This window comes from Paenarthrobacter sp. 4246 (genome assembly GCF_040546855.1).
In the GTDB taxonomy this organism is placed as follows: domain Bacteria; phylum Actinomycetota; class Actinomycetes; order Actinomycetales; family Micrococcaceae; genus Arthrobacter.
The window spans coordinates 139401-152306 of record NZ_JBEPOP010000002.1; the positions used below are offsets into that span (position 1 = coordinate 139401).

General features: G+C 63.5%; 12 protein-coding genes. 6 read left to right on the forward strand and 6 right to left on the reverse strand.

Annotation, left to right across the window (positions count from 1 at the left end; translation table 11 throughout):
• Positions 1-19: 19 nt before the first annotated feature.
• Complete coding sequence (gene mca, locus ABIE35_RS03365; protein WP_354512447.1) at positions 20-925, reverse strand: mycothiol conjugate amidase Mca; 906 nt, start codon at positions 923-925, stop codon at positions 20-22.
• 74 nt (positions 926-999) lie between these two features.
• On the opposite strand from mca, the gene ABIE35_RS03370 reads away from it, so the two are divergent.
• Together ABIE35_RS03370 and greA are read left to right on the forward strand one after the other, a co-directional pair.
• Positions 1000-1458 (forward strand): DUF4307 domain-containing protein, encoded by a 459-nt coding sequence (locus ABIE35_RS03370; protein WP_207596794.1) that lies wholly within the window; start codon positions 1000-1002, stop codon positions 1456-1458.
• Between the two features lie 152 nt (positions 1459-1610).
• Positions 1611-2105: a transcription elongation factor GreA gene (gene greA / locus ABIE35_RS03375; protein WP_026542824.1), complete on the forward strand. Its 495-nt coding sequence runs from the start codon at positions 1611-1613 to the stop codon at positions 2103-2105.
• An 85-nt stretch (positions 2106-2190) separates the two neighbouring features.
• Here greA and ABIE35_RS03380 read toward each other — a convergent pair whose 3' ends face one another.
• The 4 genes from ABIE35_RS03380 to ABIE35_RS03395 all read right to left on the reverse strand — a co-directional run bounded on the left by ABIE35_RS03380 (position 2191) and on the right by ABIE35_RS03395 (position 6377).
• Positions 2191-2805, reverse strand: a complete 615-nt coding sequence (locus ABIE35_RS03380) for a rhomboid family intramembrane serine protease (RefSeq protein WP_089594165.1) — start codon at positions 2803-2805, stop codon at positions 2191-2193.
• A gap of 13 nt (positions 2806-2818) precedes the next feature.
• Complete coding sequence (ilvA, locus tag ABIE35_RS03385) at positions 2819-4057, reverse strand: threonine ammonia-lyase (RefSeq protein ID WP_089594164.1); 1239 nt, start codon at positions 4055-4057, stop codon at positions 2819-2821.
• Between the two features lie 3 nt (positions 4058-4060).
• On the reverse strand, positions 4061-5341 hold the full coding sequence (locus tag ABIE35_RS03390) for an AI-2E family transporter (RefSeq protein ID WP_354512448.1): 1281 nt from the start codon (positions 5339-5341) through the stop codon (positions 4061-4063).
• Positions 5342-5426: 85 nt separating this feature from the next.
• Positions 5427-6377 (reverse strand): aldose 1-epimerase family protein, encoded by a 951-nt coding sequence (locus tag ABIE35_RS03395; RefSeq protein WP_354512449.1) that lies wholly within the window; start codon positions 6375-6377, stop codon positions 5427-5429.
• A gap of 99 nt (positions 6378-6476) precedes the next feature.
• Here ABIE35_RS03395 and galT point away from each other — a divergent pair, with 99 nt between their 5' ends.
• The 3 genes from galT to ABIE35_RS03410 all read left to right on the forward strand — a co-directional run bounded on the left by galT (position 6477) and on the right by ABIE35_RS03410 (position 10086).
• Entirely contained in the window at positions 6477-7628 is a 1152-nt protein-coding gene (galT, locus tag ABIE35_RS03400; protein ID WP_354512450.1) for a galactose-1-phosphate uridylyltransferase, read from the forward strand.
• The gene (galK, locus tag ABIE35_RS03405; RefSeq protein WP_354512451.1) at positions 7625-8785 is read left to right on the forward strand and encodes a galactokinase; all 1161 of its coding nucleotides are present in this window, start codon (positions 7625-7627) and stop codon (positions 8783-8785) included. Before galT ends, galK begins: the two co-directional genes overlap by 4 nt.
• Before the next feature lie 62 nt (positions 8786-8847).
• Positions 8848-10086, forward strand: coding sequence for an acetyl-CoA C-acetyltransferase (locus tag ABIE35_RS03410; RefSeq protein ID WP_354512452.1), 1239 nt, complete (start codon positions 8848-8850; stop codon positions 10084-10086).
• Positions 10087-10241: 155 nt separating this feature from the next.
• Here ABIE35_RS03410 and ABIE35_RS03415 read toward each other — a convergent pair whose 3' ends face one another.
• Complete coding sequence (locus ABIE35_RS03415; protein WP_354512453.1) at positions 10242-11153, reverse strand: Bax inhibitor-1/YccA family protein; 912 nt, start codon at positions 11151-11153, stop codon at positions 10242-10244.
• 418 nt (positions 11154-11571) lie between these two features.
• On the opposite strand from ABIE35_RS03415, the gene ABIE35_RS03420 reads away from it, so the two are divergent.
• Positions 11572-12906, forward strand: coding sequence for a branched-chain amino acid ABC transporter permease (locus ABIE35_RS03420; RefSeq protein ID WP_232481563.1), 1335 nt, complete (start codon positions 11572-11574; stop codon positions 12904-12906).

Consider the following 12906-nt stretch of genomic DNA (forward strand, 5'->3'; position numbering starts at 1 on the left):
ATAGAAACTGCCGGAGTTCCTATCTTATCCCCGCGAACAGGTCCTTCTCCGGCAGCTCGGATGGGACAGTGGACTTGATGAGGGTGTAGTCCTCCCACGGCCACGCTGTGCGCTGCAGATCCGGCGATACTGCGAAGAAGAAACCCAGGGGATCGATCTGGGTGCGGTGTGCCCGGAGCGCGTCGTCGCGTGCCTCGAAGAAATCGCCGCAATCCACCTGGGTGGTGGTTTGGTATCCCGGGGGAACGGGAGTATGGCCCTCGGCATCGGCTTCCAGCCACGCCGCAAGCCGCTCAGCGTAGGGAGACTGCAAACCCGCTTCCTCCAACGCAAAGTGCAGCGCACGGAACCGTTCAGGACTGAAAGCACGGTCGTAGTAGAGCTTGCTCGGGGCCCACGGCTCCCCCATGCCCGGGTAACGGTCCGGGTCACCGGCGGCATCAAAGGCTTCCACCGCCACTTTGTGGGCCATGATGTGGTCCGGGTGCGGGTAGCCACCGTTTTCGTCGTAGCTCAGAATCACGTGCGGCTTGAAACTGCGGACCAGCCGGACCAGGGGCGCCGTGGCACGTTCCAGGGGCTGGAGGGCAAAGCACGCCGGCGGCAGCGGCGGCAGTGGATCACCTTCCGGAAGGCCCGAATCCACGAACCCGAGCCACCGCTGCTGGATTCCCAGGACGGCAGCCGCATTCGCCATCTCCAGTCGCCGGGCACCGGCCATATCCCGCTTGGGGTGGGGCGCATCTTCCATGGCCGGGTTCTGGATGTCACCGCGTGAGCCATCAGTGCACGTAGCGACCATCACGTCTACTCCAGCGGCGGCGTACATTGCCATGGTGGCCGCGCCCTTGCTGGACTCATCATCAGGGTGGGCGTGGACGGCGAGCAGCCGCAGCTGCTGGTCGGAACTGCTGGACGCTGTCACGTGACGGCTCCTCTTTCGTGGATCAAGCTGTGTGGGCGGTGATGGGGCGCCGGGATCGGCACTAAACTGGACGGGTGACTTCAGAGGACCTATCGGCCACCCAAGTACCGGCAAGCACCAGCCTAGCCAATCGCTACGGCGGTCAAAAGCGCGCGATGAACCGCAAAACCAAGCGGAACATCGTCATCGGTGCCTTGGTCATCGGGATTGGGTTCGCCGCCTATGTGGCCACCGGGTCCGCACAAGCCCCTGTCACCTTCAAGGACATCGGGTACAGCACCGTGGACGGCACCCAGGCAGAGGTGGACTATCAGGTCACCAAATATCCCGGAGCCACAGCCAAATGCGCCATCAAGGCGCTGGACTCCAAGTTCGCGGTAGTGGGCTGGAAGGTAGTGGAAGTAGGCCCCAACGATCCCCAGGACGACCCCGACGGCGGCAGCACCACCGTCCAGCGCACGGTCCTGCGTACCGAGTCACCGGCTGTTTCAGGAGTGGTGGACAACTGCTGGATCACGGACAGTGGTAAATAACAATCATGTGACCCATGACTCAACCGGTTTGGGTTCGTCCAAAGGATTTACTACAATGGATGAAACCTTCACCCCGTTAAGTTGGTTACTGAGTTCCACGAGTGGCCACCTCGGCGGGGTCTTTTGCATTGTCAGATCTAGAGGAGAAATCCGTGTCTACCACCAATAGCGCCACTGCGGCTTGGCTCACCCAGGAAGCTTTCGACCGCTTGCAGGCTGAGCTGGACCACCTTTCCGGCGCTGGCCGGGCGGAAATCGTCCAGAAGATCGAAGCTGCCCGCCAGGAAGGCGACCTGAAGGAAAACGGCGGCTACCACGCAGCCAAGGAAGAGCAGGGCAAGATCGAGGCCCGCATCCGCCAGCTCACCGCACTGCTTCGCGATGCCCAGGTTGGCGAGGCCCCTGCCGATGACGGAATCGTTGAGCCCGGAATGCTGGTTGTTGCCCGCATCGCAGGTGACGAAGAGACGTTCCTGCTGGGCTCCCGCGAAATCGCCGGGGACTCCGATTTGGACGTCTTCAGCGAGAAGTCACCCCTGGGCGCCGCCATCATCGGCCACAAGGAAGGCGACAGCCTGAGCTACGTCGCCCCCAACGGCAAGGAAATTCCGGTGGAGATTGTCTCCGCCAAGCCTTACGTCGCCTAACCAGCGGCTTACCGGCCCGAAATACACGACGCCGGCCCACCCCTCCACGGGGCGGGCCGGCGTTTTTGTGCGCCGCTGGCAGGGGTCAGGCCGCCAGCGTGGACTTGGGACGTAACAGGACGGCTGCGATGACGCCGCCAACAGCTCCGCCGAGGTGCGCCTGCCAGGAGACGTAGCCCATCACCGTAGGCAGCACGCCGAAGAGAATGCTGCCGTAGGCCATGAACAGCACTACAGAAAGCAGGATCTGCCACCAGTTCCGGTTGAAGAATCCACGGACCAGCAGGAACGCGAAGAATCCGAAGACCAACCCGGACGCCCCCACCGTTACCCCTCCCCCGCCGATGAGCCACACAGCGAGCCCGGAGCCCAGCCAGCTGAAGGCCAGCGCCGTGATAAAGACGCGGAGGCCGGACAAGAACACCAGGAAGCCGAAGATGATCAGGGGCAGCGTGTTGGAAAGCAAGTGGTTGAAGTTCGCGTGCAACAGCGGGAACGTCAGGATGTCCAGCACGCCGTCCATGGAGCGGGGACGCAGGCCAAAGGTGAAGTTCAAGCCGTGGCGCATCAGCGTGTTGAGGATCTCAATGACATAGAGCAGGATGACGAAGCCGCCCATGAAGAGCAGGCCACCCTTCGCCCGTCCGGCCAGCGACTCCCGGTCCGCTTCTTTGGATCCTTCAGGCGTTCCCAGCACCATGGTGCTCCTCCCGTCAGTGCACCACGATCGGCTGGAAGCCCTCGGCCCGCAGTGCGCCGAGAACCTGTTCGCCGTGTTCGTGGCCTTTGGTTTCCAGGTTGATGGTGATGGAGACGTCGCCCATGCTGATGGAGCCACCCAAGCGGGTGTGATCCAGTCCGGTGACGTTGGCGTCGTTTTCGGCAATGATCCGCGCAATGGTGGCCAAGGAACCTGGACGGTCATCCAGCATCATGCGGACGGTCATGAACCGGCCTGCGGCCGACAGGCCGCGCTGGATGACTTTGAGCATGAGCATGGGATCGATGTTGCCGCCCGAAAGCACGACGGCGGTGTTCCCCGGGTTTTCGATCTTGCCATCCATCAGCGCGGCTACTCCGACGGCGCCGGCAGGCTCAACCACCATCTTGGCCCGCTCCAGGAGGAAGATCAGCGCCCGCGCCAGGGAGTCCTCGCTGACAGTGACAACATCGTCCACCAGCTCGCGGATAATGCTGAAGGGAAGCTGCCCCGGACGGCCCACGGCGATGCCGTCAGCCATGGTGGTGACCTTCTTGAGCGGCACCAATGCGTCAGCGGCCAGCGACGGCGGGTAGGCAGCGGCGTTTTCCGCTTGGACGCCGATCACCCGGATCTCGCGGCCGAGCTCCTTGGCCCTGGCTTTGATGGCCACCGCCACTCCGGCCAGGAGTCCACCGCCGCCGACGCCCATGAGGATGGTGTCCACGTTGGGGATCTGGTCCAGTATCTCCAGCCCAATGGTTCCCTGGCCTGCAACGACGTCCACGTTGTCAAAGGGGTGGACAAACACAGCGCCGGTCTCGTTGGCATAGCGCTGCGCTTCGGCCAGTGCTTCGTCCACGTTGTGGCCATGCAGGATAACCTCTGCGCCGTGGCTGCGGGTAGCTGCCAGCTTGGGCAAAGCCACGCCAAGGGGCATGTAGATGCGGGCGTTGATGCCCAGGCTCTTAGCGGCCACCGCTACACCCTGCGCATGGTTGCCTGCGGAGGCCGCCACCACGCCGCGCTTCTTTTCGTCCTCGGTGAGCCGGGCCATGCGGACATAGGCGCCGCGGACTTTGAAGGAGCCCGCGCGCTGGAGGTTCTCACACTTGAAAAAGACGTTGCCGCCTACGAGGCTGCCGAGAGCACGGGACGACTCCACCGGAGTCTTGGTAATAATGCCCTCGAGCAACTCCTGCGCCTTGAGGACATCGTCCAGCGTGACGGGCAGGGTTTCGAGGGTATTCACTGACTATTCTCCTTTAGTGGTGTCGGCGGCAGGGCCCTCAGCAGAGGGGCATCCTGCATCCTTGTTCTTGCCTGCGATGCCTTTACCGAGGCGGGATTCGGGCTTGGGGAGGTGAACCTCCTTGAAGTTGGCGTCTCCGGTCGGCCCCGCAGAAACGGTTGCCGGCTGAGGCTCCATACCGCCCAATCCTTCATCATGTTCCCACGTCCGTCCGGCAATGTACCGAACCGCCGTGTTTACTACGGCGAGCAACGGGACCGCGAACAGCGCTCCCGGGATGCCTGCGAGGTAGGAGCCTGCTGCCACTGAGAGGATCACGGCTACGGGGTGCAGCGACACGGCCTTGCCCATCACCAACGGCTGAAGGATGTGGCTTTCGAGCTGCTGGACCAGCAGGACGATTGCCAGCATGATGAGCGCGTTGATGGGCCCGTTGGCTACGAGCGCAAGAAGCACCGCGATGGCTCCGGTAACAAGGGCACCCACTACCGGGATGAAGGAGCCGATGAAAACCAGGACCGCCAAGGGAAGTGCCAAGGGAACCTGGATGATGGCCGCGCCCACGCCGATGCCCACAGCATCCACGAACGCCACGAACATCTGGATACGTACGTAGCTGACCATGGAGGTCCACCCGCGGCGGCCGGCACCGTCGGTGGCCCGCCGCGCGGTTCTGGGCAGCAGCCGCACCAGGAAGCCCCAGATCCGACTGCCTTCGAGCAGGAAGAAGATGAGGATGAAGAGTGCCAGGACAAGTCCCGCGGCAAAGTGTCCGGCAGTGCTGCCAAAGGACAAAGCGCCACTAAGGATGCTGCTGCTGTTGTTCTGCAGGGCGTTGGCGCCATCGGCAATGTACTGGTCTATCTGGTCTGCCGTGAGGTGGAGGGGGCCATCGGCCAGCCAGGTCTGGATCTGTTGGATCCCGGCCAAGGCTTCCTGCCAGAGTTCACCGAAGCCGGAGGCAAGCTGCCTTCCCACCAGGGCGAGCGCGCCGGCGATGACGCCAATGAAGGCCACCACAGTGATGGCGACGGCGGCCCCGTTGGGCACGTTCCGGTTGCGGAGCCACGCCACCACCGGATACAGCAGGCCGGCCAAAAGGGCCGCCACCATGACCGGAATGATGAGGAAGCTGACCTTGCCCAGCAGCCAGACCAGGGCACCGATCATGAGCAGGATCAGTCCTGCCCGCCAGGACCAGGCAGCAGCAATTCGCACCCCGTAGGGGATGTCTTCGGCAATTTGGCGGTCAGAGCGGGATTTGGCGTCCGGTGTTGGCGTCATGAACCCATAATTCCGTAGGCCACGCCGTATGGGAAACCGGCCCGCGCAGCTGTTACCAAACGCTGAGGCAACACGTACAAAAAGCTCAGAGTGATGCGGTGATGCCCCAGCTCATGGTGAACGCCTCACCGGGGGCCAGCCATCGCAGGCCGTCACCGCTGTTGAAGGCGTTGGCAGGGCCCGTCATGGGCTCGATGGCCACTGCTTTGGAGCGGCCGGGGAAAGTGTCTGTGACAAAAACATGGACGTACGGGGACAGCTCGTCCTGTTCGAGGCTTACGCTGCGGCCATCAGGCGCTGTCAGCGTATGGCGGGCCACGCCGCCGTCGTACGCCAGGTCCGTCAAGGCGACATCAATCAACAGGTCATTCACCGCGGTGCCGGCGGAAAGATCGTACGGGCCATCTGCCGCAGCTGTGCTGCGGGGAATCAGCCGCTCATCGGCCACCAGCCGGGTACGGGCTTTTACAGTCAGGACCAGGTCCTCGGTAGCGACGTCGCCAAGGCGCAGGTAGGGGTGGGCCCCGAGCACAAAGGGCGCCCTGCCCTGGGAATCGTTGACCAAGGTCTGCCGGACGCGGAGGTCCATGGCCTCGTCCAGTTCGTAGCGGACCACGTGCCGGACCAGGAAAGGGTAGCCGTGCTGCGGGAAGACGGTGGCTTCGAGCGACACGCTGAACTCGGATTCGTCCACCAGGGTGTAGGCAGCATTCCTCAGCAACCCGTGGCTGGCGTTGTTGCGGGAGACTTCGGTGATATCGAGCTGCTGCTTCTTGCCGTCGAGGTACCAGACCCCGTCCTCCACGCGGTTGGCCCATGGTGCCAGGGTGATGCCCGTGGCACCCGGAGGAATCTGGTCGTCATCGTAGCTTTCCGTCAGTTGCACACCGCCGCGGGAGTACAGGCGCAGCCCGGCCGCTAGTTCGGTGATGACGGCGAGAGCATCGCCCCTGCGAAGCTCGAATTGCCGGCCCGTGGCGAAGCGGCGGGATTCGGACGGGAGCGCGTTATCGGCGGGCGAAGGCGAGGCAGACATGGCAATACCGTACTTCATTTCGGAACCAGGATCTCGCCACCCAATGTTAGCTTTTGTTAGAAACTATGCGTTTTTGGTCACTCGTGGAACAATGGATTCATGAGTCGCATCACCAGCACCCGCCTTGCGGACAGCCGCGAGCTGATCTACTTCGACGACCCCGGCACTCCGGAGCGAACACCGGAATCACTGGTGGATCACCGCGAGCTCCCAGCCCGCGGCGAGCCCGGCGAAGTCCGATACGACGCCCTGTCGGGTGACTGGGTCGCCGTCGCTGCGCACCGCCAGGCCCGCACGCATCTGCCGCCTGCCGACCAGTGCCCTATTTGCCCCACTACTGCGTCGAACCCCTCGGAAATCCCGGCAGCGGACTATGACGTTGTGGTGTTCGAGAACCGCTTCCCGTCCCTGGGCCCTGCCCTGGGTGAGATTCCCCCTCCACCCGCACCGGGCAGCAGCGGCCACGGGACCACCGGCCCGGCATTCGGCCGATGCGAAGTAGTCGCTTTCACCCCGCAGCACACTGGCTCCTTCGCCGAACTCGGCGAGACCCGCGCACGCACCGTCATTGAGGCGTGGGCGCAGCGGACCGAAGCGCTCAGCGCCTTGCCGGGCATCAAGCAGGTGTTCCCGTTCGAGAACCGTGGTGCGGACATCGGAGTCACCCTGCACCACCCGCATGGCCAGATCTACGCGTACCCGTATGTCACGCCGCGCGCCGCCCAGCTCGGTGCTGTCGCCCGGAAGTACTACGACGACGTCGACGGGAAGGAAACGCTGGCGGCCTCGCTCCTTAAGGCTGAACGCGAAGACGGCAGCCGCATGGTGTTGGAGGCCGAACACTTCAGCGCCTACGTCCCGTTCGCCGCCCGTTGGCCCCTGGAAATCCACGTGGTCCCCCACCGCAGCGTCCCCGACCTCGCTGCGTTGACCAGCGCAGAACGCGATGAACTTTCGCACGTCTACCTTGACCTGCTCAAGCGCCTCGACTCCCTCTACCCCACCCCCATGCCGTACATCTCCGCATGGCACCAGGCTCCGCTGGACCCGTCCCTGCGCCCTGCAGGCCAACTCCACCTGCAGTTGACTTCGCCTCGTCGCGCAGCCGATAAGCTCAAGTACTTGGCCGGCTCGGAGGCCGCCATGGGAGCGTTCATCAACGACACCACCCCCGAAGCCGTGGCGGAGCGTCTCCGCAGCGTCTCAGCAGCACCGGCATCCCCCAAGACCCTGGAAGGCACCCGAGCATGAGCACCACTACCGATACCAGCGTCCTCGCCGCCCGCTTTCAGGAAACGTTCGGTGAAGCCCCCGACGGCGTGTGGCAGGCACCGGGGCGCGTCAACCTCATCGGCGAGCACACCGACTACAACGAGGGCTTCGTGCTGCCCTTCGCCATCGACAAGACGGCAAAGGTGGCCCTGCGCGTCCGCGGCGATTCAAAGGTGCGCATGCTGTCCACCTTCGGCGGGCACGGCGTAGTGGAGGCTGACCTCGCGGACTCGGAACCCGGATCCGGCGAAGGCTGGTCCCGCTATCCGCTGGGGGTCGCCTGGGCGCTCAAGGAGCGTGGCATCACGGTACCGGGCTTCGACCTCCTGCTCGACTCGGACGTCCCGTCTGGCGCCGGTCTCTCCTCCTCCCACGCTATTGAGTGCGCCGTTATCAGCGCCCTGAATGAGCTGACCGGAGCCGGACTCGCCGCCGAGGACCTTGTACTGGCCACCCAGCGCGCCGAAAACGTGTTCGTTGGCGCACCCACCGGCATCATGGACCAATCAGCTTCCCTGCGCGGCGCCAAGGGCCAGGCTGTCTTCCTGGACTGCCGCGACCAACATGTGGAGCTGGTCCCGTTCGACGCCGAAGCGTCCGGACTGGTCCTGTTGGTGATCGACACCAAGGTGTCGCATTCGCACGCCGACGGCGGTTACGCATCCCGCCGCGCGTCCTGCGAGTTGGGTGCCGAGATCTTGGGCGTCCAAGCATTGCGCGACGTCGGCGTGGAACGTTTGGAGGAAGCGTCCGGACTGCTGGATGAGACCACCATGAAGCGAGTGCGCCACGTGGTCACCGAGAACGACCGTGTGCTGCAAACCGTGGAGGTACTGGGCAGCCACGGACCCGCCAGCATTGGTCCGCTGTTGGATGCGAGCCACGTTTCCATGCGCGACGACTTTGAGATCTCCTGCCCTGAGCTGGACCTGGCCGTGGACATCTCCCGCACCAACGGCGCCATCGGTGCCCGCATGACCGGCGGCGGGTTCGGCGGTTCGGCCATCGCGTTAACCCCGGTGGGCCAGGAGCAGCAGGTGCGTGACGCCGTCGTGCGTTCCTTCGCCGACGCCGGTTACACCGCACCGGACATTTTCACGGTGACTCCGGCGGCAGGCGCCCGTCGTTTGGCCTGACACGTCGGTGATTTCCAGCGGCCGCCCGGCACTGGAGCAGGCGCCGGGCGTAAGCTGTGGCCATGACTGAGGCTGTCATTGTTTCCATTGCCAGAAGCCCCATTGGCCGCGCCTTCAAAGGCTCCCTTAAGGACGAACGCCCCGATGATCTCGCCACCGCCATGGTGCAGGCTGCCCTCGCCAGAATTCCGGCGTTTGATCCAGGTTCCGAGGATGGGCGGGGCCTGGACGATCTCCTTCTTGGCTGCGCGGAACCCAGCGGCGAAGCCGGCTCCAACATGGCTCGCGTGGTGGCCGTCCTGGCCGGAATGGACCGGGTACCGGCGGCCACCATCAACCGTTTCTGTGCGTCGAGCCTCCAAACGCTGCGGATGGCCTTCCACGCCATTAAAGCCGGGGAAGCCAACGCCATTGTTTCCGCCGGAGTGGAGAGCGTGTCCCGCTACCAGAACTGGGCAGGCGCAGGGGAAACGGACACTGCCAACCACAACCCCCTTTTCGGTCCGGCAGCCCAACGCACTGCTTCAAGGGCAGCTTCCAACATTCCGTGGACCGATCCCCGATTGGGTGGCCGCTTGCCGGACATCTATATCTCCATGGGCCAGACGGCAGAGAACGTTGCCACCACCTACGGCATCAGCAGGGCCGAGCAGGATGAGTGGGGCGTCCTGAGCCAGAACCGGGCCGAGGCTGCCATCTCCTCGGGCTTCTACGCCCGCGATATCACCCCCTACACCCGCAGGGACGGAACAGTGGTGGAGCGCGACGACTCTCCTCGCGCGGGAGTGACACTTGAAGCAGTGTCCGCCCTCCAGCCAGTTTTCCGTTCCGACGGTACAGTCACCGCCGGCAACGCGTGCCCGCTCAACGACGGCGCCGCAGCCGTCGTGGTCATGAGCGATGACCGGGCCCGCGAGCTGGGCCTCGAACCACTGGCCAGGGTGGTGTCCACCGGGGTGAGCGCCCTCTCCCCCGAGCTCATGGGCATGGGTCCCGTTGAGTCCACCCAGCGGGCCCTGGCACTGGCCGGACTGACCATGGAGGACATTGATCTCGTGGAGCTTAACGAAGCCTTCGCCGTGCAGGTGGTGGCAAGTGCACGGGAACTGGGCATCGATCCCGCCAAGCTCAACGTCCACGGTGGCGCCATCGCCTTGGGACACCCTTTTGGCATGACCGGGGCACGGATGACCAGTACGCTCCTGAACGGGCTCAAGGAACGGGACGGAACCCTGGGGCTTGCCACGCTGTGTGTTGGGGGCGGGCAGGGAATGGCTGTAGTTTTCGAACGTTTGAGCTAACGGTGAGGGACTGGCTGGCCGCGAGGGGTTGGATCTCGCCTCTTTGAGCCTTTACTTACAGTCGAGACCTCGCCCCTCACGGACACAAAAATGCCCCCGAAGAGTCTTCGGGGGCATTTCGCTTCGGCTTACTCTGCAGGTTGGCCCTGCAGCAGTTAGTCGTCGCCTCGCAGGATTGCCAGGAGGCGGATGATTTCCACGTAGAGCCAGACCAGCGTGACCGTCAGGCCGAATGCTGCAACCCAGGAGTAACGCTCCGGGGCGCCGGCGCGGACGCCTTCCTCAATGCTGGTGAAGTCCATGATCAGCGAGAAAGCTGCCAGGCCGATGGCCAGGATGCCGATGAAGACACCCAGCGGGATGCCTGCGATTTCCATGCTGGTCCGGAGGCCGAACGGCTCCTGGACAGCTCCGGTCCACATCATCACCATGTTGATCAGCGCGAAGACCGCGTAACCAATAGTGGCGATCATGAAGAAACGCACCATCTTGGGAGTGGCGCGGACCTTGCCGCTCTTGAAGAGGACCAGGGTGACGCCGAAGACTGCCAAGGTGCCGATGACAGCCTGGAGGCCGACGCCGGGGTACATGCCGTCGAGGATGCGGGTAAGGCCGCCCAGGAACAGGCCTTCCAGGCCGGCGTAGGCAAGGATCAGTGCCGGTGAAGGCTGCTTCTTGAAGGTGTTGACCAGTGCCAGGACGAATCCGCCCAGTGCGCCAACGATCATGAGCATGGTGGAGAGGGCGGGAGCTACGAAGAGCGTCACGCCGGCGCCGATCACCAAGACCACGAGGCAGGCGACAGTCTTCATGATGACGTCGTCATAGGTCATACGGCCGGTGTCGGCGGGGCCGGCAGCCGGCTGGTTGTACATCTGCTGCAGCTGCTCATTGGTCATGTTCTGCTGCTGGGCAGACCATGCGGCCTGGCCATCCATCACCTGGCCAGGCGCCCGGCCGGGTGCCTGGTTAAACTGCTGGCCGTACGGGTTCTGCGGTACAGGCGGGGCCTGCTTTGCTCCACGGAAATTCTTTCCGTTGAAGACTGGGTTTCCGCCAAGTGCCATTGCGGGTGTCCTCCTGAAAAAGGGCTAAGTGATAATTCACGGTACCAATTACCACGCCCGCGCGGCAGGGAAAGTTCCCTTGTTCACCCAGACGAAACGCAACCGTGACACGAAAGCGGCAGTGTGGCTGCCACAAACGTCCTCCGAAACGTTTAGAAACACCCGTACACAACAAAGGTTTACTTAAGTACTGCTACATCAAGAGTTGCCTATAGCTTCACAGTTGTTATCCGATCGCGATGTTTCCACCCCCGAACTGCGCATTTATTCAGCCCGCCGGGCGGTAGCATAGGCCACACATGGGTGACTTAGATCACAATCGAGGCAGCTAGGCAAGAACTGTTCACAAGCCCCATTTACCGTTCGCACCGGCTGCAATGGCGCAGCCGGGACCACCCCCACTGTGGAGGTTTCCATTTTGAGAAGCACACTGCGCGACCCGTCCATCAGACGGTCCAAGGGACTGCAGAGAGTTGTGGGGGCGCTGTTCGCAGCCCTCATCGCCACTCTGTTGATCGCCGCCCCCTCGGCACAGGCAACCACCCCATCGCCTTCGCCATCACCGACCTCATTCCAAAACAACATCAGCGGGTTCCTCCGCGATGATGCCCGGGCACCCATACCCGGCGTCAAAATCAAAGCCTCAGGCAACGGGTTCGAAGGTGAAGCAACCTCCGGAGCCAATGGCGCGTGGACCATCGGTGTCCCCGTCCAAGGTACCTACACCATCGAACTGGACACCTCCACCTTGCCGGAGGGCATCGCACTGGCCGAGGGCCAGGACAATCCCCGCGATGTCACGTTCAGCCAGACCTCCAACCTGTCGGTGATCTTCGCCTTCGGTGAGGGCATCGTGGTCCAACAGCAGGACTTCGGCCAGAACCTGCTCAACCGCCTGGTGGCGGGCCTGAGTTTTGGCCTCCTCCTTGCCCTCGCGTCCGTGGGCCTCTCCCTGATCTTCGGAACCACGGGCCTGACCAACTTCGCCCACGGCGAGATGGTGACCCTGGGCGCCGTCCTGGTGTTCATGTTCAACGGATTCGGACTCCCCTTCTGGCTGGCGATCCTGCTGGCACTGATAGGCGGCGGGCTCTTCGGCTACGTCCAGGACGCCGGACTCTGGCGCCCACTGCGGAAGCGCGGCTCCGGCCTTGTTCCCATGATGATCGTCAGCATCGGCCTGGCCTTGGCCATCCGCTACGTCATCCAGTTCTTCTTCGGTGGAGCAACCCAACAGCTGCCCGGCGCACAAAGCGCGGAAATTCAGATAGGGCCTGTGTCCATCTCCCCGAACAACCTCTGGTCGTTGGTCATCAGTGCCGTGGTCATCGCCTTGATCGGCATCGTCCTTCTGAAGACCCGTCTGGGCAAGGCAACCCGCGCCGTGGCGGACAACCCGGCACTGGCCGCCGCCTCCGGCATCGACGTCGACTCCGTCATCCGCATCGTCTGGATCGTTGGCGGCGTTCTCGCCTCCCTCGGTGGCATCCTGTGGGCGTACTACCGTCCGGGCGTCACCTTCGACATGGGCTCGCAGATCCTGCTTCTCATCTTCGCCGGCGTGACACTCGGTGGTTTGGGAACCGTCTTCGGCGCCTTGATCGGCTCGATCGTCGTCGGCATCTTCGTGGAACTGACTACTGTGTTCGGCCTCCCCGCCGACCTCAAGTACGTCGGTGCACTGTTCATCATGATCGTTGTTCTTCTGTTCCGACCGCAGGGTATCCTCGGCCGGCGTGAGCGTGTGGGTTAG